This window comes from Pseudomonas sp. FGI182, from assembly GCF_000511325.1.
Taxonomy (GTDB): Bacteria; Pseudomonadota; Gammaproteobacteria; order Pseudomonadales; family Pseudomonadaceae; genus Aquipseudomonas; species Aquipseudomonas putida_Z.
This window is the reverse complement of record NZ_CP007012.1, coordinates 5,243,101-5,269,979: the sequence shown is the minus strand read 5'-3', so window position 1 is coordinate 5,269,979 and position 26,879 is coordinate 5,243,101. Positions and strand designations below refer to the sequence as shown.

The 26,879-nt window shown below is 65.2% G+C and carries 24 protein-coding genes; 7 read left to right on the top strand and 17 right to left on the bottom strand.

Features of this window, described 5'->3' with window-relative positions; genetic code table 11:
* Positions 1 to 27 precede the first annotated feature (27 nt).
* The 15 genes from urtD to C163_RS23165 form a co-directional block, all read right to left on the bottom strand.
* Positions 28 to 885: an urea ABC transporter ATP-binding protein UrtD gene (gene urtD / locus C163_RS23235; RefSeq protein ID WP_025340801.1), complete on the bottom strand. Its 858-nt coding sequence runs from the start codon at positions 883 to 885 to the stop codon at positions 28 to 30.
* A complete protein-coding gene (gene urtC, locus C163_RS23230) occupies positions 882 to 1,961 on the bottom strand; it encodes an urea ABC transporter permease subunit UrtC (protein WP_025340800.1) in 1,080 nt (359 codons plus the stop codon). Before urtC ends, urtD begins: the two co-directional genes overlap by 4 nt.
* The gene (urtB, locus tag C163_RS23225; RefSeq protein ID WP_371257953.1) at positions 1,961 to 3,490 is read right to left on the bottom strand and encodes an urea ABC transporter permease subunit UrtB; all 1,530 of its coding nucleotides are present in this window, start codon (positions 3,488 to 3,490) and stop codon (positions 1,961 to 1,963) included. Before urtB ends, urtC begins: the two co-directional genes overlap by 1 nt.
* 86 nt (positions 3,491 to 3,576) lie before the next feature.
* On the bottom strand, positions 3,577 to 4,842 hold the full coding sequence (gene urtA, locus C163_RS23220; RefSeq protein WP_013974390.1) for an urea ABC transporter substrate-binding protein: 1,266 nt from the start codon (positions 4,840 to 4,842) through the stop codon (positions 3,577 to 3,579).
* 372 nt (positions 4,843 to 5,214) lie between these two features.
* Positions 5,215 to 6,621, bottom strand: coding sequence for a D-serine/D-alanine/glycine transporter (gene cycA, locus C163_RS23215; protein ID WP_025340798.1), 1,407 nt, complete (start codon positions 6,619 to 6,621; stop codon positions 5,215 to 5,217).
* A gap of 233 nt (positions 6,622 to 6,854) precedes the next feature.
* Entirely contained in the window at positions 6,855 to 8,222 is a 1,368-nt protein-coding gene (locus C163_RS23210) for a PepSY domain-containing protein (protein ID WP_025340797.1), read from the bottom strand.
* Between the two features lie 58 nt (positions 8,223 to 8,280).
* Positions 8,281 to 10,329: a TonB-dependent copper receptor gene (locus tag C163_RS23205; RefSeq protein ID WP_025340796.1), complete on the bottom strand. Its 2,049-nt coding sequence runs from the start codon at positions 10,327 to 10,329 to the stop codon at positions 8,281 to 8,283.
* Positions 10,330 to 10,397: 68 nt separating this feature from the next.
* A complete protein-coding gene (locus C163_RS23200; protein WP_025340795.1) occupies positions 10,398 to 10,829 on the bottom strand; it encodes a DUF2946 domain-containing protein in 432 nt (143 codons plus the stop codon).
* A 23-nt stretch (positions 10,830 to 10,852) separates the two neighbouring features.
* The gene (locus C163_RS23195; protein WP_025340794.1) at positions 10,853 to 11,338 is read right to left on the bottom strand and encodes a copper chaperone PCu(A)C; all 486 of its coding nucleotides are present in this window, start codon (positions 11,336 to 11,338) and stop codon (positions 10,853 to 10,855) included.
* Between the two features lie 47 nt (positions 11,339 to 11,385).
* Positions 11,386 to 11,775 carry a DUF2946 domain-containing protein gene (locus C163_RS23190; protein WP_024087799.1) on the bottom strand — a complete coding sequence of 130 codons (390 nt, stop codon included), beginning with the start codon at positions 11,773 to 11,775 and terminating at the stop codon, positions 11,386 to 11,388.
* A 216-nt stretch (positions 11,776 to 11,991) separates the two neighbouring features.
* Positions 11,992 to 12,846 carry an SPFH domain-containing protein gene (locus tag C163_RS23185; protein WP_025340793.1) on the bottom strand — a complete coding sequence of 285 codons (855 nt, stop codon included), beginning with the start codon at positions 12,844 to 12,846 and terminating at the stop codon, positions 11,992 to 11,994.
* A 26-nt stretch (positions 12,847 to 12,872) separates the two neighbouring features.
* Positions 12,873 to 13,310 (bottom strand): NfeD family protein, encoded by a 438-nt coding sequence (locus tag C163_RS23180; protein ID WP_025340792.1) that lies wholly within the window; start codon positions 13,308 to 13,310, stop codon positions 12,873 to 12,875.
* Positions 13,311 to 13,501: 191 nt separating this feature from the next.
* Positions 13,502 to 14,224: a cobalt-precorrin-6A reductase gene (locus tag C163_RS23175; protein WP_025340791.1), complete on the bottom strand. Its 723-nt coding sequence runs from the start codon at positions 14,222 to 14,224 to the stop codon at positions 13,502 to 13,504.
* Entirely contained in the window at positions 14,221 to 15,315 is a 1,095-nt protein-coding gene (locus tag C163_RS23170; protein WP_025340790.1) for a cobalt-precorrin-5B (C(1))-methyltransferase, read from the bottom strand. Before C163_RS23170 ends, C163_RS23175 begins: the two co-directional genes overlap by 4 nt.
* The gene (locus C163_RS23165; protein ID WP_025340789.1) at positions 15,308 to 16,519 is read right to left on the bottom strand and encodes a bifunctional cobalt-precorrin-7 (C(5))-methyltransferase/cobalt-precorrin-6B (C(15))-methyltransferase; all 1,212 of its coding nucleotides are present in this window, start codon (positions 16,517 to 16,519) and stop codon (positions 15,308 to 15,310) included. The genes C163_RS23170 and C163_RS23165 overlap by 8 nt, the downstream gene beginning before the upstream one ends.
* A 243-nt stretch (positions 16,520 to 16,762) precedes the next feature.
* Between C163_RS23165 and cobG the strand changes: the two genes are divergently transcribed.
* The 7 genes from cobG (at position 16,763) to C163_RS23130 (ending at position 23,256) form a co-directional block, all read left to right on the top strand.
* Complete coding sequence (cobG, locus tag C163_RS23160) at positions 16,763 to 18,094, top strand: precorrin-3B synthase (RefSeq protein WP_025340788.1); 1,332 nt, start codon at positions 16,763 to 16,765, stop codon at positions 18,092 to 18,094.
* A complete protein-coding gene (locus C163_RS23155; protein WP_003257545.1) occupies positions 18,087 to 18,713 on the top strand; it encodes a precorrin-8X methylmutase in 627 nt (208 codons plus the stop codon). Before cobG ends, C163_RS23155 begins: the two co-directional genes overlap by 8 nt.
* Positions 18,710 to 19,444, top strand: coding sequence for a precorrin-2 C(20)-methyltransferase (locus tag C163_RS23150; RefSeq protein WP_016712210.1), 735 nt, complete (start codon positions 18,710 to 18,712; stop codon positions 19,442 to 19,444). Before C163_RS23155 ends, C163_RS23150 begins: the two co-directional genes overlap by 4 nt.
* A complete protein-coding gene (gene cobJ, locus C163_RS23145) occupies positions 19,432 to 21,129 on the top strand; it encodes a precorrin-3B C(17)-methyltransferase (RefSeq protein WP_025340787.1) in 1,698 nt (565 codons plus the stop codon). Before C163_RS23150 ends, cobJ begins: the two co-directional genes overlap by 13 nt.
* Before the next feature lie 93 nt (positions 21,130 to 21,222).
* Positions 21,223 to 21,903, top strand: a complete 681-nt coding sequence (locus C163_RS23140; RefSeq protein WP_025340786.1) for a hypothetical protein — start codon at positions 21,223 to 21,225, stop codon at positions 21,901 to 21,903.
* A gap of 56 nt (positions 21,904 to 21,959) precedes the next feature.
* Complete coding sequence (locus C163_RS23135; RefSeq protein WP_025340785.1) at positions 21,960 to 22,640, top strand: hypothetical protein; 681 nt, start codon at positions 21,960 to 21,962, stop codon at positions 22,638 to 22,640.
* Positions 22,633 to 23,256: a hypothetical protein gene (locus tag C163_RS23130; protein ID WP_025340784.1), complete on the top strand. Its 624-nt coding sequence runs from the start codon at positions 22,633 to 22,635 to the stop codon at positions 23,254 to 23,256. The genes C163_RS23135 and C163_RS23130 overlap by 8 nt, the downstream gene beginning before the upstream one ends.
* Here the strand turns inward: C163_RS23130 and C163_RS23125 are convergent.
* Positions 23,253 to 23,849, bottom strand: coding sequence for a MarC family protein (locus C163_RS23125; RefSeq protein ID WP_025340783.1), 597 nt, complete (start codon positions 23,847 to 23,849; stop codon positions 23,253 to 23,255). The genes C163_RS23130 and C163_RS23125 overlap by 4 nt on opposite strands.
* 177 nt (positions 23,850 to 24,026) lie before the next feature.
* On the bottom strand, positions 24,027 to 26,798 hold the full coding sequence (locus C163_RS23120; RefSeq protein ID WP_025340782.1) for a hybrid sensor histidine kinase/response regulator: 2,772 nt from the start codon (positions 26,796 to 26,798) through the stop codon (positions 24,027 to 24,029).
* Positions 26,799 to 26,879: the final 81 nt, after the last annotated feature.

The following is a 26,879-nucleotide window of genomic DNA, read 5'->3' as shown; positions in this document are numbered from 1 at the left end:
TACAGGCTTCAAAAATTCAAATGCCGGTCACCGGCCCAAGTACACCTCGACCACCCGCTCATCCGCCTGCACCTGCTCCAGCGACCCTTCCGCCAGCACGCTGCCCTGGTGCAGCACGGTCACATGGTCGGCAATGCTGCCGACAAACCCCATGTCATGCTCCACCACCATCAGCGAATGCTTGCCAGCCAACCCCTTGAACAGCTCGGCGGTGAACTCGGTCTCGGCATCGGTCATGCCCGCCACCGGCTCGTCCAGCAACAGTAGTTGCGGCTCCTGCACCAGTAGCATGCCGATCTCCAGGAACTGCTTCTGCCCATGCGACAGCAAGCCCGCCTGGCGCTGGGCCAGCGGCAGCAGGCGCAAGGTGCCCAGTACCTCCTCGATGCGCTGGCGCTGCTCACCACCCAGGCGCGCTGCCAGGCTGGCCCATACCGACTTGTCGGTCTTCAGCGCCAGCTCCAGGTTTTCGAACACCGTCAGCGCCTCGAACACCGTGGGCTTCTGGAACTTGCGGCCTATGCCGGCCTGGGCGATCTGGTATTCGCTCATGCGGGTCAGGTCGAGGGTGTCACCGAAATAGGCCGTACCGTTGTCGGGCCGGGTCTTGCCGGTGATCACATCCATCATCGTGGTCTTGCCGGCCCCGTTGGGGCCGATGATGCAGCGCAGCTCGCCCACGCCGATGTACAGGTTCAGCGCGTTCAGCGCCTTGAAGCCATCGAAGCTGACGCTGATGTCTTCCAGGCTCAGCACCGTGCCGTGGCGGGTGTCGAGGCCGGCCTTGCGGCTGTGGCCCAGGCCGATGGCGTCACGGCTGGCGCCGAGGTTGTCGAACACCGGTTCGAGCATGAATTCCGGGTGGACCGGGGGCACGCCTCTCATGGCTGGCTCCTTTTCTTCAACAGGCCGACCACGCCCTTGGGCAGGTACAGGGTGACGAGGATGAACAACGCGCCGAGGAAGAACAGCCAGAACTCCGGGAAGGCCACGGTGAACCAGCTTTTCATGCCATTGACCAGGCCGGCGCCGAGCAGCGGGCCGATCAAGGTGCCGCGCCCGCCCAGGGCCACCCACACGGCGGCTTCGATGGAGTTGGTCGGCGACATCTCGCTGGGGTTGATGATGCCCACCTGCGGTACGTACAGCGCACCGGCCAGGCCGCACAGTACGGCGCTTAGCACCCACACCAGCAACTTGAAACCACGCGGGTCGTAGCCACAGAACATCAGGCGGTTTTCGGCGTCGCGCACGGCGGTGAGCAAACGGCCGAACTTGCTGCGGGTGAGGCGCCAGCACAGGTACAGGCTGGCCAGCAGCAGGCCGACAGTGAGCAGGAACAGCACCGCGCGGGTGCCTTGGGCGGCAATGTCGAAGCCAAGGATGGTGCGAAAGCTGGTAAAGCCGTTGTTGCCGCCAAAGCCGGTTTCGTTGCGGAAGAACAGCAACATGCCGGCGAAGGTCAGCGCCTGGGTCATGATCGAGAAGTACACGCCCTTGATCCGCGAGCGGAAGGCGAACCAGCCGAACACCAGCGCCAGCAACCCGGGCGCCAGCACCACCAGGCACAGGGCCCAGGCGAAATGCTGGGTGCCAGCCCAGTACCACGGCAGCTCGCTCCACGACAGGAAGGTCATGAACCCTGGCAGGCCGTCACCGGCGGCCTGGCGCATCAGGTACATGCCCATGGCGTAGCCACCGAGGGCGAAGAACAGCCCGTGGCCCAGCGACAGCAGCCCGGCATAGCCCCAGACCAGGTCCAGGGCCAGGGCGACAATGGCGTAGCAGAGGATCTTGCCGACCAGGGTCAGGGTGTAGGCCGACACTTGCAGGGCATGGTCCGCCGGCAGCAGCGACAGCAGCGGCAGGGCCACCAGCAGCAGGACGACGACGGCGCCGATGGCCAGGGTCAGGCGTGGCCCGGCCTTTTGCGTAGCGGTGACAAGCAGTGGCTGGTTCATCAGTCGATTACCCGTCCCTTGAGGGCGAACAGGCCTTGCGGGCGCTTCTGGATGAACAGAATGATCAACGCAAGGATGAGGATCTTGCCGAGCACGGCGCCGATCTGCGGCTCCAGCAGCTTGTTGGCGATGCCAAGGCCAAAGGCTGCCCACAGGCTGCCGGCCAACTGGCCGACGCCGCCGAGCACCACCACCAGGAACGAGTCGATGATGTAGCTCTGGCCCAGGTCCGGGCCGACGTTGCCGACCTGGCTCAAGGCCACGCCGCCTAGCCCGGCGATGCCCGAGCCGAGGCCGAAGGCGAGCATGTCTACGCGCCCGGTGGACACGCCGCAGCAGGCGGCCATGTTGCGGTTCTGGGTGACTGCGCGCACGTTCAGGCCCAGCCGTGTGCGGTTGAGCAGCAGCCAGGTGAGCAGTACCACGGCCAGGGCGAAGCCGATGATCACCAGGCGGTTGTATGGCAGCACCAGGTTGGGCAGCAGCTGGATGCCCCCCGACAGCCACGCCGGGTTGCTGACTTCGACGTTCTGCGCGCCGAACAGCAGGCGGATGGCCTGGATCAGGATCAGGCTGATGCCCCAGGTCGCCAGCAGGGTTTCCAGTGGGCGGCCATACAGGTGGCGGATTACCGTGCGCTCCAACGCCATGCCGACCCCGGCACTGATGGCGAACGCCACCGGCAAGGCGATCAGCGGGTAGAACTCGATGGCGCCGGGGGCGTAGCGCTGCAGCAGTACCTGGACCATGTAGGTGCTATAGGCGCCGAGCATCAGCATTTCGCCGTGGGCCATGTTGATCACCCCGAGCAAGCCGAAGGTGATGGCCAGGCCAAGGGCTGCCAGCAGCAGGATCGAGCCCAGCGATAGGCCGCTGAAGGCCTGGCCGAGCAGTTCGCCCACCAGCAGCTTGCGCTGCACCTGGGCCAGGCTGGTTTCGGCGGCGGTGCGCACGCCCGGGTCGGTTTCCGCGTCGGGTTGCAGCAAGGCTTCGAGGCGGGTGCGGGCCAGCGGGTCGCCGGTTTCGCCGAGCAGGCGCACGGCAGCCAGGCGTACCGCTGGTTCGCTGGCGCCCAGTTGCAGGTTGGCCAGGGCCAGGCCAAGGGCGGCGTGCACGGCGGCATCCGGTTCGCTGGCGAAGCGCCGGTCGAGGAAGGCCATTTGCGCCGGTTGCGCGCTTTTCTGTAGTTGTTGGGCAGCGGCCAGGCGGATGTCGCTGTTGTCGCTGAGCAACTGGTGGCTGGCCAGGGCATTGTCGATCAGGCCGCGCAGGCGGTTGTTCAGGCGCACCTTGCGCGTGTCGTCGGCGGCGATGCGGCCTTGGCGCAGGTTGTCCAGCAGCGGCAGGCGGGCGGCATCGGGTTGCGCGGCCCAGCCTTCGAGCAGGCGGGCTTGCTCGGCAGGCTTGGCAGCGAGGAAGAATTCGCCCTCGCTGGCCTGGGTTGCCAAGGGCATCAGCAGGAGCAGGGTGAGCAGCAGTCTGAGCATGCGGGTAATCCTGGAAATCGGCGTTGGATTCTTCGCGGGCATGCCCGCTCCCACAGGTTTCGAACCTGGCACCGAACCTGTGGGAGCGGGCGTGCCCGCGAATGGGCTGCAAAGCAGCCCCAGTACACTCAGTTACCTTTCACGGCGTAATCAGGGCGCTTGTCGTTGCCGGGAATGAACGGGCTCCATGGCTGCGCCCGTAGCGGTTGCTCGGTTTCCCACACCACGCTGAACTGCCCGTCATCCTGGATCTCGCCGATCATCACCGGCTTGTGCAGGTGGTGGTTGGTCTTGTCCATGGTCAGGGTGAAGCCGGACGGCGCCTCGAAGCTTTGCCCGGCCAGTGCCTCGCGCACCTTGTCGACATCGGTGGACTTGGCTTTCTCCACCGCCTGCGCCCACATGTGGATGCCCACGTAGGTGGCCTCCATCGGGTCGTTGGTCACCGCCTTGTCGGCGCCTGGCAGGCCCTTGGCCTTGGCGTAGGCCTTCCAGTCGGCGACGAATTTCTGGTTGACCGGGTTATCCACCGACTCGAAGTAGTTCCACGCCGCCAGATGGCCCACCAGCGGCTTGGTGTCGATGCCGCGCAGTTCTTCTTCGCCCACCGAGAACGCCACTACCGGTACGTCGGTGGCCTTCAGGCCCTGGTTGGCCAGCTCCTTGTAGAACGGCACGTTCGAGTCGCCGTTGACCGTGGAGATGACCGCGGTCTTGCCGCCGGCGGAGAACTTCTTGATGTTGGCGACGATGGTCTGGTAATCGCTGTGGCCGAACGGCGTGTACACCTCTTCGATGTCCTTGTCGGCCACGCCCTTGCTGTGCAGGAAGGCACGCAGGATCTTGTTGGTGGTGCGCGGGTAGACGTAGTCGGTGCCCAGCAGGAAGAAGCGCTTGGCGCTGCCGCCGTCCTCGCTCATCAGGTACTCCACGGCCGGGATCGCCTGCTGGTTGGGCGCGGCGCCGGTGTAGAACACGTTTGGCGACATCTCTTCACCTTCGTACTGCACCGGGTAGAACAGCAGGCCGTTCAGTTCCTCGAACACTGGCAATACCGACTTGCGCGATACCGAGGTCCAGCAGCCGAACACCACTGCCACCTTGTCCTGGGTCAGCAGCTGTCGGCTCTTTTCGGCGAACAGCGGCCAGTTGGAGGCCGGGTCGACCACCACCGGTTCGAGCAGCTTGCCGTTCACGCCGCCCTTGGCGTTGATCTGCTCGATGGTCATCAGCGCCATGTCCTTGAGCGAAGTCTCGGAAATGGCCATGGTCCCCGACAGCGAATGCAGGATGCCGACCTTGATGGTTTCGGCGGCCTGGATGCTCCAGCTCAGGCCCATTGCGGCAATCGATGCGCTAAGGGTGAAGGCCTTGATCAGACTGCGTCGCTTCATGTGCTCTCTCCGCTGAGTTTTTATGTGTTGGGCAAGCGGGGAGGGGTGTTGCAAGGGGTGTGCCTAACGGCGGAAGGTGCGCAATAGAGGGGTTGTGCGAGGTGTTGGGGCGTTGGTTGGATCCAGGTTGGTGCCTGATGGATTTGTGTGCACAGGATTGGGGCCGCTGTGCGGCCCATCGCCGGCAAGCCAGCTCCCACCTCGACCGCATCGGCCTCGAGCCATGCGCTGTCCCTGTGGGAGCTGGCTTGCCGGCGATGAGGCCGGTACAGGCAACACAAGACAGTTGTTAGCGCATGACTTGAGGTCGATGCGGTCGAGGTAGGAGCCTGGCTTGCCGGCGAAAGGGCTGCAGAGCAGCCCTCGAGGCCATCAGCCGTTACGCACAGCCGTGCGCGGATGGCGCTTGCTGCGCACACCCTGATAGGTCACCGCCAGCAGCACGAACCAGATCGGCGTCACCAGCAATGCCGCGCGGGTATCGTCTTCCAGGCTCAGCAACACCAGGATGAAGGCAAAGAACACCAGGCACACGTAGCACATGAAGCGCCCGCCCGGCATCTTGTACTTCGAGGCCTGGTGCAGCGCCGCGCGGTGCTTGCGATACTTCAGGTACGACAGCAGGATCAGTGTCCAGACGAACATGAACAGCACCGCCGAAACGGTGGTGACCAAGGTGAATGCCTCGACCACGTTCGGTACCAGGTAGATCAGCACTGCGCCCAGCAGCAGGCAGGTGCAGGAGAAGTACAGGCCGTTGGCTGGTACCGAGCGGCTCGACAGTTTCTCGAAGGCCTTGGGTGCGTCACCCTCCTGGCTCAGGCCGTAGAGCATGCGGCTGGTGGAGAACACGCCGCTGTTGGCCGACGAGGCCGCCGAGGTCAGCACCACGAAGTTGATGATGCTCGCCGCCGCCGGCAGGCCGGCCAGCACGAACAGCTCCACGAACGGGCTCTTGCCTGGCACCACGTCGCGCCATGGGGTCACGGCCATGATCGCGATCAGCGCCAGCACGTAGAACACGATGATCCGTACCGGGATCGAGTTGATCGCCCGTGGCAGGGTGCGCTCCGGGTTCTTCGCTTCGGCGGCGGTGGTGCCTACCAGCTCGATGCCGACGAAGGCGAACACGGCGATCTGGAAGCCGGCGAAGAAGCCCATCAGGCCATTGGGGAACATGCCACCGTCATTCCACAGGTTGGCCAGTTGCGCGGTGCGCCCGCTGGGCGAGGTGAAGCCGGTGATGACCATGTACAGGCCGGTGACGACCAGGCCGATGATGGCGACGATCTTGATCAGGGCGAACCAGAATTCCATTTCACCGAACATCTTCACCGTCACCAGGTTCAGCGACAGCAGCAGCCCTACGCAGGTCAGCGCCGGTATCCACTGCGGCAGTTCGGGAAACCAGAACTGCGTATAGGCCGCGATCGCGACCACGTCGGCGATGCCAGTGACTACCCAGCAGAACCAGTAGGTCCAGCCGGTGAAGTAGCCCGCCCAGGGGCCGAGCAGGTCGGCGGAGAAATCGATGAACGACTTGTAGTTGAGGTTCGACAGCAGCAGTTCGCCCATGGCGCGCATGACGAAGAACAGCATGAAGCCGATGATCATGTAGACGAAGATGATCGACGGCCCGGCCAGGCTGATGGTCTTGCCCGAGCCCATGAACAGGCCGGTACCGATCGCGCCACCGATGGCGATCAGCTGGATGTGGCGGTTGGTCAGGTTGCGCTGCAGATGCTGTTCATCTGGCGCTGTGGGTGAGGTTTGCGTCATAGGCTGCATTCCGTTGGACAGTCGGTCGTCTTGTCAGAGGTAGCCGGCTAGGCTAACACGCGCGTTCCAGTTCGGGGCGCGACAGATCGACTCGACTTTTGGGGAGCAGTGTTGTGCCTGTGCCGGCCTCTTCGCGGGCTTGCCCGCTCCCACAGGTACACCACAGGCCTCGAAATATGTGGTGACCCAGTGGGAGCGGGCAAGCCCGCGAAGAGGCCGGCACAGGCCAGAACTCAAGCGCTGGCCAGCACCCGACCGCGCCTCACCACCAGGCTATCCACCAGCCACATCACCACCATCGACACCCCCACCAGCGGGAACATCAACCCCAGCACCAGCATCACCCCTACCGCTACCTTCCAGCGCGGCAGGTCATGGCGCAGCGGCGGCACACCCAGCCCGCCGGCCGGCCTGCGCTTCCACCACATCACCAGCCCGCTCACCGAGCCCAGCAAGATCATCAGGCACACCAGCAGTATGATGATCTGGTTGAACGCCCCGAACATCTTGCCTTCATGCAGCATCACACCCAGCTCGGTGGCACGGGCGACCGGGCTGTAGTCCTGCCAGCGCACATCGGCCAGCACCTTGCCGGTGTACTGGTCGACATGCAGGGTGGCGTCGTTGCGCGGGTCGTCGGCGAATACGGCGATGGTGAACACGCCATCGGCCGTGGTCGGCGTGGTGATGCTGTAACCCGGTTCGACCTGGCGCGCGGTAGCGATGTCTTCGACCTGCTGCAGGCTTATCTGTGGCGCTGCCGGCGCGCTCGACATCATGTGATGCCCGGCATGTTCGGCGTGTGCACCGGACTGCGGCATCGGCGTGTTTTCCATCGCCCAGGGCACGGTCTGGCGGTGCGCGCTGTTGAGTTCACCCGCCTGCTGGTCCGACTTGGGCACGTCGTTCCACATGGCCGCCGGAAAGCGGTTCCACAAGTCGGCGTACTGCTTGCCCCACAGGCCGGTCCAGGTCATGCCGCTGACCAGCATCAGCAGCAACAAGGCCGAGCCCCAGAAGCCGGTCACCGCATGCAGGTCGCGCCAGAACAGTCGGCCGCGTGCCGACAGCCGTGGCCACAGCACGCCAGCACCATTGCGCCCGCGTGGCCACCACAAGTACAGGCCCGACACCACCAGCACGATGCCCCAGCCCGCGGCCAGTTCTACCAGGCGGTCACCGACCGTGCCGACCATCAGTTCGCCATGCAGGGCGCGGGCGATGGCCTGCAGGTTCTGCTTGCCATCCTGTTCGCCGAGGACTTTGCCGCTATAGGGGTCGACGAACACGTTCAGTTCGCGCCCGGAGTCATGCACCACGAATTGTGCGCTGCGTTCGGCGTCCAGCGGCGGCAGGTACTGGCCAACGTGGCCCTCGGGGTAGGCCTTGCGCACCTCGGCCAGCATTGTGTCCGCGCCCTGTCGGTGGTGGCCGGCTTCGACCACCATCAGCTCGCGGTACAGCAGCGGGTCGAGCTGCGGCTTGAACAGGTAGATGATCCCGGTAATTGCCAGCAGGATCATGAACGGGGCCACGAACAGCCCCGCATAGAAGTGCCAACGCCAGGCCAGGTTGTAGAAGTTGATGCGTGTTCCTCTCATGGGAACCTCCTGTTTGACCAGCAGATGGGCGCGACCTGCGCCGCGCCCGTTGTTGTTGTCAGAAGCTGAAGTCGACCTTGGTCCAGAAGGTCCTGCCTGGCTCGTTGACCGGCTGTGGATCGGTAGCCGGGTAGCCGAACCCGGCGTTCCCGGCCAGGTTCAAGTGCTCGGCGTAGGTCTTGTCGAACAGGTTGTCGACCCCCGCGCTGAGCTTGAGGTGGTTGCTTACCTTGTAGGCGCCATTGAGCGAGAACACGCCGAAGCCGGCGCTGTTGTCGTAGTCCTTGCCGACCACGTTGCCCTGGTCCTCGGCGATGCGGTTCTGCGCCGCCACCAGCCGCCACAGTGCGCCGACGCTCCAGACATCGCGGCTGTAGGTCAGGCCCAGGCGGCTTTCCAGGGGCGGCATTTGCGGTAGTGCCGTGCCGTCACTGCTGTTCTTGCCCCAGGCGTAGGCCAGCGTGGCATCGGCCTTCCAGTTTTCCGTCAGCTGGTAGGCCGCGCCCAGTTCGCCGCCCATGATGCGGGCGTCGATATTGCGGGCCCGGGAGCTCATCCCCTGGTAGTCGAACAGGATGTAGTCGCGGATCTGCCCCACGTAGCCGGAAGCCCAGGCTTCCATGCGCTCGTCGCGGTACTGCACACCGAAGTCGAGCTGGGTGGTCTTCTCCGGCTTGATGCTGTCGAAGGCATTGACCGAGCCAGTGGGGCCGCCCGCCGAGAACAGCTCCCAGTAGTCGGGGAAGCGTTGCGCATGGCCGAGGCCGATGTAGGTGGTGGCTGGCAGCGCCGCCAGGTCGTGCTCGTAGCGTACGAAGCCGCTGGGCAGGGTGTCGGCGCGGGTGTCGCCGTTGGTGGCGCTGGTCGCGCGGAAGTCACGGGCCGAGGCGCGGTCCAGGCGGGCACCGCTGATCAACCGGTCGTCACCGCTGACGTACCAGGTCAGCTCGCCGAAAGCACCGTAGTTGTGGAAGTCGGCGTCCTTGGTCCAGGCCTTGCCCTTGTGCGCGTCCACACCCATGCCACCGCGCTTGCGATGTTCGTTGGTCTGCGCGTCGATGCCGCCGATCAGTTGAACATCAGCCCAGCGCCAGGTGGCCTTGATGCGTGCGCCCATGGTGCGGCGGTCGACATTGCTGACCATCGGCATGCCCATCATGCCGCTGCCCGAAGGCGTGCGCAGGCTGTAGTTGTCCATCACGTGGTCGGCGTAGTTGTAGTAGACCTGCGCCTCGACCTTGTCGAGCACCTCGCCGAGGTTGGACTTTTCGAAACGCAGGCCCAGGCTTTCGCGCTTGAACTGCGAGCCGTCCATGCCGCGGCCGGCATAGCGGGCCTCGCCATCGCCCTTGCCGGCGGTGAGTTCCAGCAGGGTGTCCTGGTCGGGGGTCCAGCCGAGGGCGACATCGCCGTTCCACTTGTCCCAGCGTGACGGCACGGTGTTGTCACCGCCGTCGTGGTAGTCGTCCGAGCGCGACTGGTTGCCGACGAAGCGGGCGTAGGCCTGGTCGTTGCCGGCGGCAGTGTCCAGCACCTTGTCGAAGCGGCCGTTGGAGCCGGCCAGCAGGCTGGCATTGACCCGGCTGCCGAGGGTGCCGAACTTTTCCGGCTCGCGCTCGAAGAGGATGGTGCCCGCCGAGCCGCCCGGGCCCCAGATCACGCTTTGCGGGCCTTTGATGACGGTCAGGCGGTCGTAGGTTTCCGGCGAAATGTACGACGTGGGGGCGTCCATGCGGTTGGGGCAGGCGCCCAGCATCAGGCCGCCATTGGTGAGGATGTTCAGGCGCGAGCCGAACATGCCGCGCAGTACCGGGTCGCCGTTGGTGCCGCCGGCGCGGATGGCCGAGAAGCCGGGGATGGTTTTCAGGTAGTCGGCGCCATCGCTGGCCGGCACCGGCTGGCGCGGGTCTTTCGGGTTGGTGACCACGGTCAGCGGCGAGCTCGGGGCCACCGCGGTGATCACCGTCGGGCTCAGCTCGGGGGCGTCGTGTGCATGGCCTTCATGGCCTGGGTCGGCGGCCAGGGCCACGGGCGCGAGCAGCGAGCCGCACACGGCGGCGATGGTCCCACGCAGGGACAAGGCAAAAACAGGGGTGCAGCCGGACATAATGATTCCAGTCGATCAGTCATGAGTCAGCGCGAAGCCTCCTGGCTCCGTGCGCAAAAAATGTGGGTTCAGACGTTGATCGAGGAAGGTGGAGCGCGGCTGCGCGCGCCGGGGAATACAGCCTGCCGGGCATGGCCCTGGCGCGTGGGTGCGAACAGGTGGGTGGTGGGTACGACGCTGCCGGCACTGAGCGGGCTGAGGGCCTGGGGCAGGGCCGGGCAGTTGAACAACAGGCTGCAGTAACCGCACTTTTCCCACATCACATGCAGCTGGCCATCTCCAGCCTGGCCGTGATGGGTGTCGCCGCCATGCTGATGGGCGGTGGCCATCGGCATGTCCATCGGCATGCTCATGCCGGCGTGGTGGTCCATCGGCATCGACTGGGAAATCAGCGGGCCGATGAAGATCATCCACATGGCGAACAGGCTCAGCCATCCGCCACCGGCGCGCCTGCGGTCAGGGCGGGTGGTACGACTGATGCTGTTGCGCGGCAGGCTCATGGCGAGTGCCTTTCAGCGGGTGATCAGTGCGCGTGTTCGTGGGCTTGCGGCTGGTCCGTCGGCGCCTGCTTCTGCACGGCCACATCGACGGTGATATCGCCGGCCTTTTCGAAGTGCAGGGTCAACGGGAAGCGCTTGCCGTCGCTGAGCAGGCTGCGGTCCTTGGGCTGCATCAGCATCACATGGTAGGCGCTGGGGGCGAAGGTCAGGTCCTTGCCAGCGGGCACCACCACGCTGGGCACCTGCTGCATCTTCATGGCACCGCTGGCGCTCATGGCATGCTCGTGCAGTTGTGCGTCATCGCTGATGGGGCTGTCGACGCTGAGCAGGCGGTCGTCGGCCTGGCCGTTGTTGTGCACCACGAAATACGCCGCGACGTTGGGGGCGTTGGGGGGTAGCTGCAGTGACCAGGGGTGGGCGATGTGCAGGTCACCCACGCTGTATTCGTGGGCATTGGCAAAGGCGCCGGGCAGCAGCAGGGCGGCCATGACGAGGGCGTGCTTGAGCATGGTGAATCTCCGTTTCTGTTCAGGTTCAGGCAGACAGCGTGAAGAACTCAGGCCAGCGGAGAGGCACGGGGGTTGAGCGCCGGCCAGAGTTGGCGCGGCGTGGCGTGGTAGTCGGCGGGTGGCGGCAGCAGGCCGGCGAGCAGTATCGGCGGGTTGTGCAGCTGCGGCGGGTAGCCGGGCAGGGCCAGCAGTGGCGCGGCACCGGAGCAGCACCAGCAATTCATCATGCTGGCGCTGTCGTCGCTTTGCGGGCCGAGGTCGATCTTGGCCAGGGCCTGGACGTCGACCTTGGCCTTGTTGGCCATGCTGGAACAGAAGGCCCCCCACAGCAGCTGCTCGGCCGGGCCCTTGGGCGCGGCGGAAGACAGCGGCATGGCCAGCAGGTTGAACAGCACTGCAAGGCAGGCTATCCAGGCGATGTGCCGACGTGGGGGCATGGAGAGATCCGGTCAGGAATCGTGGTGGGTATTGTAAGGCGGAGTATAGGTAAAAATGGCGGGGTGCGGTGAAGTGACGCAGGCATGCTGTTGAAGCGGTGTCGCCTGCTTCGCGGGCACGCCCGCTCCCACAGGATTATCACCGGCCCAGGGGCAGCGGGTAACCTGTAGGAGCGGCCTTGTGTCGCGATGGGGCGCAAAGCGCCCCCAGCATTATCAAGCCTTGTTGCGGCCCATCAGCCCACGCACGGTCTCCTGCAGGTCCGCCGGCAGCACCACCACCTTGGCATTGCTGCTGCCCGCCAGGTTCTCCATCGCCCCCACATAGCGCTCGCCCAGCAGGTACATCGCCGGCACGGTCTCGTTGCCGACCGCGTCCTTGACCAGCGTAATCGCCCGCGCCGAGGCCTCGGCCAGGCTGATCTGCGCTTCGGCATCCAGCCTGGCAGCCTGCAAGCGTGCTTCTGCTTCCAGGATCGCCGCCTGCTTTGCCCCTTCGGCACGAGTCACGTCGGCCTTGCGCTCACGCTCTGCTGCCGCCTGGCGCTCCATGGCCAGTTGCATGTTCTCCGAGGGCTTGATGTCCTGGATTTCCACCGAGCGTACGGTCACGCCCCAGTCTTCGGTCTGCTCGGACATCGCCTCGCGCAGGCGCGCCTTGATCTGCTCGCGGCTGGACAGCGCTTCGTCCAGGTCCATGGCGCCGACGATGGCACGCAGCGAGGTCATGGTCAGGCTGGTGACGGCGAACGAGAAGTCCTGCACGCCATAAGAGGCCTTCTGCGGGTCGACCACCTTGGCGAAGCACAGGGCGTTGGCGACGATCACCGCGTTGTCCCGGGTGATGATTTCCTGCTGCTGCACATCGAGGATGATGTCCTTGGTCGGCAGGCGGTAGGCGACCACGTCCATGTACGGGATGACGATGTTCAGGCCGGGCTTGAGGGTGCTTTGGTAGCGGCCCAGGCGCTCGACGACCCATTCCTCGCCCTGGGGCACGATGCGCACCCCCTTGAACACGGTGATCAGGATGAACAGGGCAATGGCGACGACGACGATGAGGCTGGTCATGATGCGAAATTCCTTTTAGTGCGGATTCAGGCCCGGATGACCCGGGCGGTGTTCCCTTCGATGGCGGTCAGGCGTACCCGCTCGCCGGCCGCGATCTCGCTGTTGGCGACGCAGGTCCATTCCTCGTTGCCGAGGATAGGCTTCTGGAAGCGCACACGGCCTTTCTGGAACTCCGATACACCAGCAGTCAGCAGCCCCACTTCACCGATCACGCTTTCGGCGGTCCAGCGCACGTCTGGTTGCTTGCGCCGGAACAGCTTGAACCACAGTGCCGTGGTGACTGACGACATCAGCACCCACAGCAGCACCTGCATGTCCAATTGCAGGCTGGGGGCGGCCAGCGAAATGAGCGACACCAGCACGGCGCCGATGCCGAACCAGAGGATGAAGAACGTCGGCAGGACCAGTTCGAGCAGGATCAGCGCGATGCCGAAGACCAGCCAGATCCACCATTGCATTTCCATATGGGTAGCGCCTTCCGGGAGGGAGTGCCGAGTTTAAGGTAGCGGTGCGGCACATGGCCACTTCATGGTTTGAGAGAAAAGTCTGAACTTACTGTAGGCCACCCCAGTGGGAGCGGGCGTGCCCGCGAAAATTACGACTCGGTGCATGGCACCGGCTTCGCCGGTGTTCGCGGGCGCGCCCGCTCCCACAGTTATTGCAGGTCGAGTGCCGCAGCCAGGTCGGCTGGCGAGTCGAATGCCTGGTCCACATCCGGCAACGCCGGTCGCTTCAGGATCAGCACAGGTATCCCCAGCTCCCGCGCCACTTCCAGCTTCGGTTCGGTCGCCACGCTGCCGCTGTTCTTGCTGATCAGTACATCGATCTTGCGGCGCTGGAACAACGCCCGCTCATCGTCGATATGGAACGGCCCGCGCGCGCCAATCACTTCGCAGCGATCATTGCCAGGGCACGCCTCCAGCGCACGCAAGGTCCAGAACTGCTCCAGCGGTATCTCGTCCAGATGTTGCAGCGGCTCACGCCCCAGCGTGAACAATGGCCTGCGAAACGGCTTGAGTGCCTCGATCAACCCCGCCCAGTCCTCGACCTCGCGCCAGTCGTCCCCCGTTTGTGTCTGCCAGGCCGGGCGGCGCAAGGCCCAGCACGGAATACCGGCCAAGCGTGCGGCGTTGGCCGCGTTGCGGCTGATCTGCGCGGCATAGGGATGGGTAGCATCGATCAGCAACGTGATGCCTGCATCGTGCAGGTAGTTCGCCAGCCCTTCGGCACCGCCAAAGCCGCCGACCCGAACCTGGCATTGCAGGTCCTTCGGCACCCGGCCGATGCCTGCCAGGCTGTAGACGTGCTGCGGGCCCAGGCGGCGAGCGATGGCCAGGGCTTCAGTGACGCCGCCCAGCAGCAGGATGCGCCCGTTCATTGCACACCCGCCCGGCCGACAATGCCACCCTGGCGGTCGATGGCGAACACCTCCACCTGCACCTGCGCTGGCACCACGCTGCGGGCGAAGGCCAGGGCGTGGGCGCAAACCGCGTCACCCAAGGGGATGCCCGCTGCATGGGCGAGTGCCAGGGCCTGCTGGCTGGTGTTGGCAGTAATGATCGATGCCTGCAGCGCCTCGTCGGCGCCGATGTCCGCTGCCCAGCCGGCCAGTTGCGGCAGGTCGATGCTGGAGTGGCGGCTGTGCAGGTCCATGTGCCCGGCAGCCAGTTTGCTGATCTTGCCGAAACCGCCGCACAGGGTCAGGCGTGGCACCGGCACCTTGCGCAGGTGCTTGAGCACCGCACCGACGAAGTCGCCCATTTCGATCAGGGCTATTTCCGGCAGGCCATAGACGCGGCGCATGGTGTCTTCGCTGGCGTTGCCGGTGCATGCGGCGATATGCGTGTAGCCGTTGGTGTGGGCGACGTCGATGCCCTGGTGGATCGAGGCGATGTAGGCCGCGCAGGAAAACGGCCGCACGATGCCGCTGGTGCCGAGGATCGACAGCCCGCCGAGAATGCCCAGGCGCGGATTCATGGTCTTCAGGGCCAGTTGCTCGCCGCCCTGCACATTGACCGTGACCTCGAAGCCACCTGAGTAGCTGCATTCGTCCGCCAGGCGTTGCAGGTGTTCGCTGATCATGCGCCGTGGCACCGGGTTGATGGCCGGCTCACCCACCGCCAGCACCAGCCCCGGGCGGGTCACGGTGCCGACGCCGGTGCCGGCGACAAAACGGATGCCCGGTTCGGCCAGCAGGCGCACCTGGCTATAGAGCAGGGCGCCATGGGTCACGTCCGGGTCGTCGCCGGCGTCCTTGAGCGTGCCCGCTTCGGCACCTTGGCCGGTGAGGCGGCAGAACTCCAGGCGCATCTGCACCACCTTGCCCTTGGGCAGGGTGATGCTGACGGCGTCGTTGCTCTCGCCGCCCAGTAGCAAGCGCGCTGCCGCCAGGCTGGTGGCAGTGGCGCAGCTGCCGGTGGTCAGGCCGCTGCGCAGGGGGGCGGGCTGTTCGCGGGTTTCTTCACGCATTGGCGGGTTTCACCACGTCCAGCAAGGTGATCGGCAGCGCCTGGCGCCAAGTGTCGAACGCGCCCAATGGCTGGGCATGGGCGACATGGATGCGGGTCAGCTCGCCGCCATGGCGTTCACGGAAATGCGCCAGGGCCAGTTCGCTTTGCAGGGTCACCGCATTGGCTACCAGCCGGCCGCCGGGGCGCAGGCTTGCCCAGCACAAGTCGAGCACACCTTCGCGGGTGACGCCGCCACCGATGAAGATCGCATCCGGTTGCTCCAAGCCTTCAAGCACCGCCGGTGCCTTGCCGCGGACCAGTTGCAGGCCGGGTACACCCAGCGCATCACGGTTGTGTTCGATGAAGCCCTGGCGGCCTTCGTCGGCCTCGATGGCCAAGGCGCGGCAGGCCGGGTGGGCGCGCATCCATTCGATGCCGATCGAGCCGCAGCCGGCACCCACGTCCCACAGCAGCTCGCCGGGCTGTGGTGCCAGGCGGGCCAGGGTGATGGCGCGGACATCGCGCTTGGTCAGCTGGCCGTCATGCCGGAAGGCGCTGTCCGGCAACCCGGCCAGCCGGTGCAGGCGCGGCGCCTCTGGCGTGGCCAGGCACTCGATGGCTACCAGGTTGAGCGCGGCGACGTCGCTGTGCTGCCAGCCCTCGGCGGTGCCGGCCAACTCACGTTCGTCCACGCCACCCAAGTGTTCGAAGACCCGCAGGCGGCTTGGCCCGAAGCCCCGCTCGCGCAGCTGCGTGGCAATTGCTGCCGGGCTGTCGCCGTCGTTGCTCAGCACCAGCAGGCGCACGCCGCTGTGCAGGTGGGCATTGAGCGCTGCCAGGGGCCGAGCGACCAGCGATACGACTTGCACGTCCTGCAGCGGCCAGCCCAGGCGGGCGGCGGCCAGGGCGCAGGAGGAGGGCATCGACAGCACGCGTATTTCAGCGGCGGGCAGTTGGCGCGCCAGGCTGGCGCCGACGCCGTAGAACATCGGGTCGCCGCTGGCCAGCACGCATACCGGCTGGCCGCGCAGGGCCAGTACCGGGGCCAGCGAGAACGGGCTTGGCCAGCCCAGCCGTTCGCCGGCCACGCAGCGTGGCAGCAAGGCCAGCTGGCGCGGGCTGCCGAAGATCCGCGCAGCGCCCAGCAGCGCGCGCCGGGCCTGCTTGCCCAGGCCGCTGAAGCCGTCTTCGCCGATACCTACAACTGTCAGCCAGGGTGCCATGTATTTCATTCCGCCATTTTGGGGGCCGCTGCGCGCCCCTTCGCGGGCTCGCCCGCTCCCACAGGTACAGCGCAGCCGTTGAGGGCAGCGGTGATCCTGTGGGAGCGGGCATGCCCGCGAAGAAGGCGACGCGGTCCTGAATTTCTACTCGATCGTCGATGATGCTCGACCACCGGCTTTTCATGCCGCCGGACAAAGCAGGCATAATACCGCGCCTTCTACACTCAAGCGCATTTTCACAGATTGCCGGACGCCCCTTTGACCCAGGCCCATGCCTCCCATGTATCGCCCCGTCCCTCGGCCTGCCCGGGGTTGTGGCGCATCGTCAGTGCCCGTGATGGTGGCATCTGCCGCATCAAGCTGCCGGGCGGCCTGCTGCTGGCCGACCAGGCCGACGCAGTGGCGGCGGCTGCCGAGCGTTTCGCCGGTGGCGTGATCGAGGCCACCAACCGCGGCAACCTGCAGATTCGCGGCATCGGCAGCGAGCATCGCGGCCTGGTCGAGACACTGCTTGCTGCCGGCCTGGGCCCACGTGATGCCGCCGGTGACGATGTGCGCAACCTGATGCTCAGCCCGCTGGCCGGGCATGACCCGGCGATGCTGCTGGACGCTCGGCCGCTGGCCGGGCAGATCCTCGACCTGCTGGAAGGCACCCCGCGTTTTCACCAGTTGTCGGCCAAGTTCGCCGTGCAGCTGGATGCCGGCGAAAACCTGGCCATGCTCGAACACCCCCATGACCTGTGGCTGTCGGCCCTGCGCCTGGGGCAGCAGACCTGGCTGGCGTTTGGCCTGGCGGGTTGCCCGGCAGACGGCCAGGTGCTCGGCGCGGTGCCGGCGGACCAAGGCCTGGCACTGGTGCGTGCGGTGCTGGAGCGCTTCCTCGACCTGGCCACCCCGGCACAGTCGCGCATGCGCCAGTTGCTCGAGGTGTGTTCGGCAACCGATTTCATCGACGGACTCGGCCTGGCCATCCGCCGCGATGCCGCCGTGCTCGCATGGCGGCGTGCACCCCGCAGCGCCTCGTGGCTGGGCGTTCTGCCCCAGGCGCAGGGCGTCGCCTTGGGCGTTGTCCCGCCGCAGGGGCGCCTGACCCCGGCCATGCTGCGTGGCGCTGCGCGCGTTGCCCGTGAACATGGCGATGGCAGCCTGCGCCTGAGCCCCTGGCAAAGCCTGGTGCTGACCAACCTGCAAGCCCAACACATCGATCACGCCCAGGCCGGGTTGTCCGCACTGGGCCTGCTATGCCACGACCATGAGCCACTGGCACGCATAAGCGCCTGTACCGGCACCAGTGGCTGTGCCAAGGCCCTGGGCGAGACCAAGGCCGACGCCGTCACCCTGGCTGCACTGCTCGGCCCTGGCGTGCCCGGCAGCGTGCACTTGTCCGGTTGCCCCCGATCCTGCGCCGTGGCCCATGTTGCCCCGGCCACCCTGCTGGCCCGCGCGCCGGGCCGTTACGACCTGTACCTGCGTGATGCGCGCCTGCCGGGCTTCGGCGCCCTGCGCGCCACCGACCTTACCTTGAATGAAGCAGGCGCCATGCTCGACCTGCCGACGGAGCACCTTGATGATTGACTACATCCGCGATGGTCAGGAGATCTATCGCAATTCCTTCCGGATCATCCGCGAGGAAGCCCGACTCGAGCGGATCCCCGCAGACCTCGAAAAGCTCGCCGTGCGCGTGATCCACGCCTGTGGCATGGTCGACGCCATCGATGGCCTGCAGTTCTCCGAAGGCGCCGGCCGGGCCGGGCGCGAGGCGTTGCTGAACGGCGCGCCGATCCTGTGTGATGCGCACATGGTCGCCGAAGGCATTACCCGCGCCCGCCTGCCCGCCGACAACAAGGTCATCTGCACCCTGCGCGACCCGAGCGTACCGGGCCTGGCGAAAGACGCCGGCAACACCCGTTCCGCCGTGGCCCTGGAGTTGTGGCGACCGCACCTGGAAGGCAGTGTGGTGGTGATCGGCAACGCGCCTACCGCGCTGTTCTACCTGCTGGAAATGCTCGACGCCGGCGCCCCGAAACCAGCCCTGATCCTCGGCTTCCCGGTCGGCTTCGTCGGTGCCGCCGAGTCCAAGGCGATGCTCGCCGCCGACAGCCGTGGCGTGCCGTTCGTGATCATGCAGGGCCGCCTGGGCGGCAGCGCGATGGCCGCCGCTGCGGTCAACGCCCTCGCCACGGAGGTGGAATGATGGCGCCGCGTGGACGTCTGCTGGGCCTGGGCGTGGGCCCTGGCGACCCTGAACTGATTACCCTCAAGGCCCTGCGCCTGCTGCGTGAAGCGCCCGTGGTCGGCTACTTCGTGGCCAAGGGCAAGCGCGGCAATGCCTTCGGCATCATCGAGGCGCACCTGCAGCCCGAGCAGACCTTGCTGCCGCTGGTCTACCCGGTAACCACCGAAGCGCTGCCAGCGCCGCTGTCCTATGAACAGGTGATCAGCGACTTCTACGACGAGGCCAGCGTTCAGGTAGCCGAGCACCTGGATGCCGGCCGCGACGTGGCGGTGATCTGTGAAGGCGACCCGTTCTTCTATGGTTCCTACATGTACCTGCACGACCGCCTGGCGCAGCGCTACGAGGCCGAAGTGATCCCCGGCGTCTGCTCGATGCTCGGTGGCGCCTCGGTACTGGGCGCGCCGCTGGTTTACCGCAACCAGAGCCTGTCGGTGCTGTCTGGCGTGTTGCCGGCCGAAGAGCTCAAGCGTCGCCTGGCCGACGCCGACGCAGCGGTGATCATGAAGCTTGGCCGCAACTTCCCCAAGGTGCGCGAAGTGCTGGCCGAACTGGGCCTGGACGGGCGCGCGCTGTATGTGGAGCGGGCGACCATGGCCAACCAGAAGATCGTGCCGCTGGACCAGGTCGACCCACAGTCGTCGCCGTACTTCTCGCTGATCATCGTGCCGGGTGAAAAATGGCAGGGCTGAACATGCACCAGGCACCGGCGATCGTCATCCTTGGCCAGGGCAGCCTGGCCACGGCGCAGCGTATCCAGCAGTGTTATCCACAAGCATCGATCCATGGCCTGGAAGGCCGGGTCGAGGGTGCCGACCTTTGCTACACCGCGTTCGGCGATACCCTGCGTGGGCTGTACCAGCAGAACACGCCGATCATCGCCCTGTGCGCGGCGGGTATCGTCATCCGCAGCCTGGCCAGCCTGCTCAGCGAGAAAGGTGTCGAACCACCGGTACTGGCCGTGGCCGAAGACGGCAGTGCCGTAGTGCCGTTGCTCGGGGGCCTTGGCGGGGTGAACGTGATGGCGCGCGAAATCGCTGAAGCACTAGGCGTTGCTGCGGCCATCACCACCAGCGGCGAGCTGCGTTTCGGCACCTGTCTACTGAACCCGCCACAGGGCTATGCGCTGGCGGATATCGAGCAAGGCAAGCGCTTTGTCTCCGACCTGCTTGCTGGCGAGGCGGTGCGCATCGAAGGTGACGCGCCGTGGCTGCAACAGGCGCAGTTGCCTGCCAGCGAGGCGGCTCGGCGTACCATCCATGTGGGGCACCAGGCCCGCCCGGCCAGCCGCGACGAGCTGCTGATCCACCCGCGTTCGGTGGTAGTGGGTGTTGCTGGCGGCAGCCTGGCCAGTATCCGTGCGGCATTGCAGCAGGCCGGCATCGCCGAGCCTGCTGTGGCCTGCCTGCTGGCCGACGAGCAAGCCATGGCCGACAGCGCCCTGCACGAGGCCGCACAGGCCCTGGGGATTGCCTTGCGCTTTGCTGCCAGGACGCATGATCTGGCCGGCATGGTTGCTGCGGCATTGCCTGCTGCGCAGCTGATCGAGGTGGCAGACGTGGTCATCGCGGTGGCGCCTGCCCCGGTCGAGGTGGCGCAGATCGGTCGTCGTCGGGGTCGCCTGGCGGTCATCGGCCTGGGGCCGGGTGCAGCCGAGCTGATGGTGCCGGCGGTCAAGGCCGAACTGGCGCGAGCCGAGGATGTGCTCGGTTACGAAACCTACGTGCGCATGGCCGGCCCGTTCCGTGACGACCAGGTGCTGCACTGCACCGACAACCGTGAAGAGATGCAGCGTGCCCGGCATGCCTTCGAACTGGCGGCCCAGGGCCGTTCGGTGGTGGTGGTGTCGTCGGGCGACCCGGGTGTGTTCGCCATGGCAGCTGCGGTACTTGAAGCGCTGCACGAGTCAACGGACCCTGCCTGGCACCGGGTGGATCTCGAGATCCTGCCAGGGGTGTCGGCCTCGCTCGCGACCGCCGCCCAGGCGGGTGCACCGCTGGGGCATGACTTCTGCGTGATGTCGCTGTCGGACAACCTCAAGCCATGGTCGATCATTGAAAAGCGCCTGGATCTGGCGGCCCAGGCCGACCTGGTGCTGGCATTCTACAACCCGATTTCCAAGGCAAGGCCGCACCAGCTCGGGGTAGCGCTGGAGGTCGTGCGCCGGCATCGCGAGGGGAACACGCCTGTAGTCCTTGGCCGTGACATCGGTAGGCCGGGGCAGACGCTGAAGGTCGTCACATTGGCCGAGCTGCTGCCGGAAATGGTCGACATGCGCACCATGGTGCTGGTGGGTTCATCTACAACCTGCGTGTTTCCTCGCCTCTCGGGTGGGGTGTGGGCCTACACGCCGCGTTGGTACCCGTCGGCCGACTAGTTGCACCGGAAACCCTTCAGCGCGCTGCATCGTGGGCGCGCTGGCTAAGGTGGTTGCCCCTGACTCAAGGGGCAACCATCTAGGAGTTTCCACATGTCCGAAGAAACACAAGTCACTACCACTGACGCGGCCATTCTGGTCGAAGGCAACCTGCTGGCCTGCGGCGCAGGCATGTCTTCGCAAAGCCGTCATGACGTAAAGAATGCCTTCCACTTTGCCACCTTGGTGGCTGACAAATCCTTCGATGCCGAAAAGCAGAGCAGGGAGTGGTACGAGCGGTTCATCGATGTCATGCGTGATCTTGGCTTTACCATCCCCAAGCGTAGTTTCGAACTGGAAACCTCGGCGGAACTGTCTGTCACCGTAGGCGCTGTCGCTGTACGGGCGATCGGTGTGGTGGGGAATGCAATGCTGGGGGGTACCAAGTTGGGTGAGCTGGCCAAGATGGCCTTCGACAAACTGACTACCGTCGAAAATGACGCCAAGGTGCTCGACCACAAACGCAAGAACAAGGCCAGGGGCATGGTCGGCATGGCGGCCTGCATCGAAACCGATAACAACGATGTGGTCATGGTGGTGAGTTGCATCCAGGCGTCTGCCCCGCAGCTGGATGATGACATCCTGGGTATCCAGTGGAAGCTGGACAAGACCCACTACTACGCCGGCACGGCTGTGCTTACTCTCAACACCTTCGTCTACGACAAAATCCGCGAAACCGTGGAAAACAAACTCGGCGTGCGCAGTGTCGAGAACATTCTCCAGTACGACATCTGATCGCAGGGCGGCGTTGCAACGCCGCCTTGTTCGGGTCTTTGTGACGAGGCAACACAATGGACAGAGCAGCTGAACAACTCATGTTGATTGGCGGAACGGCATTACTGTATCGCGCAGACACTGGCCAGATTCAGCGTCAGGCTGCCTTCGACTCCATCCTTTACGCCCAGTTGGTGGCCAACAGGAATGCGGGGTCACGCTTTGACAACTATGAAGCCTGGTATGACGCCTATCGCGAGGCATATCGGCAACTGGGCTGGATCAAGCTGGCCAGTACGCATGACCTGAAACAGTTGGGGCAACCCGCGCGCAGCGCGCAGATACAGCCGCTCGAGGCGTGGCTGAAGATGCGCTCGATCCGTCATGAGGCCGTGCTGGCTGCAGTAAGAAGCGGCCTGGGCCGATCGATCGAAGGTTTTCGCCACCAGCTGAAGTTCAGCACGCAGGGTTCGCAGCTGGTGATCGAGCTTGGGCTGCTCAAGCCGGGGCCGGCGCTTGACCTTTGCAGTATCACCCTGCAATTCGACAAGCCGATCGCCGGCATCTCTCAGGACATGCTGCTGGTCGAAAAGGCGCTGGAGGGCGAAGCCAGGTTCAATGGCGTTTCCTTGCTGCTGGATAACGGGCGTTTCCAACGTCAGCGAGATGAACTGCAGGCATTGATGAAAACCAAGGATGCACTGGGGGAGTATCGGTTCGACCCTCATGCACCAGTAACAGGAGCACAACATGATTGAAGCCATATCTGCTGTGATCGGCGCAGGGATTGTTTCGTTTCTGCCGGGTATTTCCACTGCGCAGAAAAACAAAGTGCGGCTTGCCCTGGCGATGGCTGAGCGGGCCACCGAAACGGCTTACAAGGAAGGGCTGATCCAGGACTGGTTGGCCTACTACCGCAACCAGCTGAAATTCATGGGCTGGGACGCAGTTACTGCCGAGCAGGTGCACTGGCCTGAGGAGGACCGGGTCAGGCAAACCGACAAGGTGCTTGAAACCATTGCCGCAACCGCCGGCGATCATTTTGCCTCGGCAAGTGGTCAGTCCATGCGCAAGCTGTTGACCAAGCCGCCGGTTCTGCAATCGCTTGAGCGCTGTGCCTATGAGCGGCAGCATTTTCAATTGCTGCCCTGCGCGCCTGCAGGGGCGAATCGTGTCGACATGGTGCTGTATCACGAAACGGATAATCGTTCGGCGTTCCGGGCAGGCTTCATCAGCCACAAGCGCAGCCTCAAGAATGTGCGAGCGGAGTTGATACGCTTCAACATCCTGGCTTTCGAGCAGAGTTTCTTGCCCAAGGTGCAGGACCGCGTCGTGCAGGTTTCCTTGAAGCGCATACTGGATTTCGACATCTAGGGCGCGAGGTAGCCTTTGATGCCTGTGAAGATGATTTGTGCAGCCAGGGCGCAGACGAACAGCCCCATCAGGCGGCTGACGATCTGCAGGCCCTGGTCGCCGAGGATGCGCTCGATACGGTGCGACAGGTACAGCACCAGGCCCACGGTGAAGCAGGCCAGGGCGATACTGATGATGGCCAGCAGCTTGTCGTCCCAGTGCGGGTGGCCGACGCCCATTACCAGCAGTGCACCGATGGTGCCGGGGCCGACGGTCAGCGGGATGGTCAGCGGCACGATGGTGACATCCTGCTGCACGTTGTCGGCCTGTACCGCGGACTTGCCTTGGGCCATGCCCAGGGCCGAGATGAACAGCACGCTGCCGGCGCCGATGCGGAAGGCGTCGGCGGTGATGCCGAAAATGCCGAAGATCGCCCGCCCGAACAGGTACAGCAGGACACTGGAGATCAGCGCGGCGATGGCCACCTTCCATGCCAGCTGCTTGCGCTCCTTGCTGGAGTGGCCGCGGGTCAGGCTGATGAAGCACGACAGCACGAAGAACGGGCTGTAGAGCACGAGCATTTTCAGGTAGACGCTGAACAACTCATGGAGCATGGGGGCTAGTCCAGGCAGTTATGGCTGGGCAGAGTTTATCAGCAGATTCTGTTGATAGCCTGTGCCGGCCTCTTCGCGGGTGAACCCGCTCCCACAGGTACTGCATAAGGCCTGAAGGCAATGCTATCCCTGTGGGAGCGGGTTCACCCGCGAAGAGGCCGGCACAGGCGCCTCAGATCAGGAACTATGCACCGGATCCACCTTGGCTTCCCGGTGATTGGCCCAGTACTGGATCAGCTCTCGCAACTGCGACAGTTCCACCGGTTTGGCCATGTGCCCGTCCATGCCCGCCAGGCGGGCGCGTTCCTTGTGTTCGGCAAGTATGTGCGCGGTCAGTGCCACCACCGGGGTGCGCTGGCGCTGGTTGGCGGCTTCCCAGGCGCGCAGCTGCTGGGTGGCCGAGAAGCCGTCCAGTATCGGCATCTCGCAGTCCATCAGCACCAGGTCATAGCGCTGCGCCTTCATCGCCTGCAAGGCCTCTTCGCCATTGCTGGCGGTGTCGGGCTCGAGGTTGAGCTTGCCGAGCATGCCGCGGATCACCTTGGTCGAAATGCTGTTGTCCTCGGCGACCAGCACGCGGAAATCGCCGGGCAGGTCCAGTGCCTGGGGGATGCCGGGCAAACTGGCTGGTATGGCTTGCTCGCGGCCGCGCTGGGCCAGTTCTTCGGCCAGGGTGGTTTTCAGCGTGTAGCCGGCCACCGGCTTGGCGAGGATCCGCTTGACTCCGGCGTTACGCGCAATGACCTTGCTCGGCGCGTTGCTGATGCCGGTGAGCATCACCACCAGGATGTCGTGGTTCAGGCTCGGGTCTTCCTTGATCTTGGCGGCCAGCTGCATGCCGGTCATGCCTGGCATGTTCTGGTCCAGCAGCACGGCATCGAAGTAATCGCGCAGGTGGGCCTTGGTGCGCAGCAGGGCCAGGGCTTCCTTGCCCGACGGGACCGCGCTGACGTTCATGCCCCAGGCACTGCACTGCTGTACCAGCACCTTGCGGCAGGTGTCGTTGTCGTCCACCACCAGTACACGAGCATCGCGCAGCGGGCTGTCCAGGTCGGCCGGTGGCTGTTCCAGGCGCGAAGGGTCCAGCGGCAGCGTCAGCCACAGGGTGTTGCCCATGCCGGTGCTGCTCTTGATGCCGAACTCGCCCTGCATCAGGCCGATCAGCTGCTTGGCGATGACCAGCCCCAGGTGGCCGCCCAGCTTGTTGCTGGACAGGAAGTGGTGGCTGTGCAACTCGGCCTGCAACAGAGCTTCGCGGTCAGCGGCGGGCAACGGTTCGCCGCTGTCCTGCACGGCGATGCGCAGGCGCGGTACCTCGCCGCGCTGGTCCAGTGCCACTACCAGCAGGATCTCGCCCTGGTCGGTGTTTTTCAGGGCATTCTCCAGCAGGCTTGACAAGGCCTGGCGCAGGCGCGTCGGGTCGCCGCTGATCACCCGTGGTACCTGCGGCTGGGTGAAGCTGATCAGTTCGATGTTCTGTTGTTCGGCCTTGGCGCGGAAGATGTTCAGGCAATCTTCGATCAGCGCGTTGAGGTCGAACTGCACGTCATCGAGTTCGATCTGTCGGGATTCCAGCTTGGAAATGTCGAGAATCTCGTTGATCAGCGTGAGCAGTTCGTTGCCGGCGCTGTGAATGGTCTGCACGTAGTCGCGCTGCTTGACCGACAGCGGCGTGCCCAGCAGCAGTTCGGTCATGCCCAGCACGCCGTTCATGGGGGTGCGGATTTCGTGGCTGATCTTGGCCAGGAACTCGGCCTTGGCGTTGATTTCGGCATCGCTGGCGGCCAGGGCGCGGCTGGCGCTGAAGCGCTCTTCGCTCATGCGCCGCAGGCGTTCGCTGACTGCCAGGTTGAGCAGCAGGCCGCTGGCCACGGTCAGCCCCAGCAGGATGCACAGCAGCCAGGGCGTCGAGGTACGGGTCAGGCCCAGCAGCGCTGGCAGCAGCACCAGCCCACCGAGGTTGAACACCACCATGGCCAGGCTGAACAGGCGTGCGGGTGCATAGCCCTTGTACCAGTGGTAGCTGCTGACCAGCAGCATGCTCACGCTGCCCAGGGCCATCAGGGCGTAGGTCATCAGGTTCAGGGGCAGGGTGTCGACGAACAGCAGCACCAACCCGCTCAACCCGACCACCAGCATCTCGCCCTGCAGCAGGCGGTTGAGCCGTGGCGAGTTGCATGGCGAGAAGAAATGCTGGGTGAAACACAGCCCGGCCAGGCCGGCCAGGACCAGCGTCAGGTATGCGGCGGGCGTTTGCGCGCTGTGCCACACGTGCCACCAGGGGCCGCTGAGGTTCAGCAGGATCAGGCCGCTGAGCAGCATCAGGCCGTGGTACAGCGCCAGGATCAGGGTGGTGCTCGAGCGGCTGTAGAGGAAGCGGATCAGGTTGTGCATGATCAGCATCACCAGGCCGCCGAACAGCATGCCGAACAGCAGTGGCTGGCGCTGGTCGGAGGCTGCCACGGCCGCAGGCTCCAGGCTGATGGCCGGGCGCAGCTGGTGCTCGGAAACCAGGCGCAGGTAGATATCCAGGGGTTGCTTGCTGTTGGGCAGGGGCAGTACATGGTCGCTGCCACGCAGGGTCGGGCTGGCATTGCCGGCCTGGCGCCCGTGGTGCAGCTGACGCAGAAGCTGGTCGCCCTCGAGGGCGTAGAGGTCCAGGCCAGAAAGGTCTGGGGCGAAAACCCGCAGCAGTTGTTCCTGCTCGCCGGGCTCCAGGCGGTAGTGCAGCCACAGGGCCTGTTCCGCAGGGGCGGCATCCAGGTCGGCGAGTACCAGCGGGCTGAACTGGTTGCGGTAACGCTCGGAGCGCACGTCGCTCAGTTGCAGGTTGGCCTGTTCGTCGAGCAGAACGGCCCAGCCTCCGTCATGTTCGGCCGCAGCCGGGAACATGCAGAGCAAGGTCAGCAAGCTGACGATCAGAGCTGAGGCAATCCGAAGCCGACGCACTACGAAATCCCTTCTTAGCCAAGGTGCCGGGTATTAACTATGCGCGGCGCGCCAAGTCGAAGGCAAGGCCCCTCGGGGCCC

Bases quoted from the DNA above. Each gene is read 5' to 3' on its own strand.
- urtD (WP_025340801.1), bottom strand. From the start codon at position 885: ATGAGAGGCGTGCCCCCGGTCCACCCGGAATTCATGCTCGAACCGGTG.
- urtC (WP_025340800.1), bottom strand. From the start codon at position 1,961: ATGAACCAGCCACTGCTTGTCACCGCTACGCAAAAGGCCGGGCCACGC.
- urtB (WP_371257953.1), bottom strand. From the start codon at position 3,490: ATGCCCGCGAAGAATCCAACGCCGATTTCCAGGATTACCCGCATGCTC.
- urtA (WP_013974390.1), bottom strand. From the start codon at position 4,842: ATGAAGCGACGCAGTCTGATCAAGGCCTTCACCCTTAGCGCATCGATT.
- cycA (WP_025340798.1), bottom strand. From the start codon at position 6,621: ATGACGCAAACCTCACCCACAGCGCCAGATGAACAGCATCTGCAGCGC.
- C163_RS23210 (WP_025340797.1), bottom strand. From the start codon at position 8,222: ATGAGAGGAACACGCATCAACTTCTACAACCTGGCCTGGCGTTGGCAC.
- C163_RS23205 (WP_025340796.1), bottom strand. From the start codon at position 10,329: ATGTCCGGCTGCACCCCTGTTTTTGCCTTGTCCCTGCGTGGGACCATC.
- C163_RS23200 (WP_025340795.1), bottom strand. From the start codon at position 10,829: ATGAGCCTGCCGCGCAACAGCATCAGTCGTACCACCCGCCCTGACCGC.
- C163_RS23195 (WP_025340794.1), bottom strand. From the start codon at position 11,338: ATGCTCAAGCACGCCCTCGTCATGGCCGCCCTGCTGCTGCCCGGCGCC.
- C163_RS23190 (WP_024087799.1), bottom strand. From the start codon at position 11,775: ATGCCCCCACGTCGGCACATCGCCTGGATAGCCTGCCTTGCAGTGCTG.
- C163_RS23185 (WP_025340793.1), bottom strand. From the start codon at position 12,846: ATGACCAGCCTCATCGTCGTCGTCGCCATTGCCCTGTTCATCCTGATC.
- C163_RS23180 (WP_025340792.1), bottom strand. From the start codon at position 13,310: ATGGAAATGCAATGGTGGATCTGGCTGGTCTTCGGCATCGCGCTGATC.
- C163_RS23175 (WP_025340791.1), bottom strand. From the start codon at position 14,224: ATGAACGGGCGCATCCTGCTGCTGGGCGGCGTCACTGAAGCCCTGGCC.
- C163_RS23170 (WP_025340790.1), bottom strand. From the start codon at position 15,315: ATGCGTGAAGAAACCCGCGAACAGCCCGCCCCCCTGCGCAGCGGCCTG.
- C163_RS23165 (WP_025340789.1), bottom strand. From the start codon at position 16,519: ATGGCACCCTGGCTGACAGTTGTAGGTATCGGCGAAGACGGCTTCAGC.
- C163_RS23155 (WP_003257545.1), top strand. From the start codon at position 18,087: ATGATTGACTACATCCGCGATGGTCAGGAGATCTATCGCAATTCCTTC.
- C163_RS23150 (WP_016712210.1), top strand. From the start codon at position 18,710: ATGATGGCGCCGCGTGGACGTCTGCTGGGCCTGGGCGTGGGCCCTGGC.
- cobJ (WP_025340787.1), top strand. From the start codon at position 19,432: ATGGCAGGGCTGAACATGCACCAGGCACCGGCGATCGTCATCCTTGGC.
- C163_RS23140 (WP_025340786.1), top strand. From the start codon at position 21,223: ATGTCCGAAGAAACACAAGTCACTACCACTGACGCGGCCATTCTGGTC.
- C163_RS23135 (WP_025340785.1), top strand. From the start codon at position 21,960: ATGGACAGAGCAGCTGAACAACTCATGTTGATTGGCGGAACGGCATTA.
- C163_RS23130 (WP_025340784.1), top strand. From the start codon at position 22,633: ATGATTGAAGCCATATCTGCTGTGATCGGCGCAGGGATTGTTTCGTTT.
- C163_RS23125 (WP_025340783.1), bottom strand. From the start codon at position 23,849: ATGCTCCATGAGTTGTTCAGCGTCTACCTGAAAATGCTCGTGCTCTAC.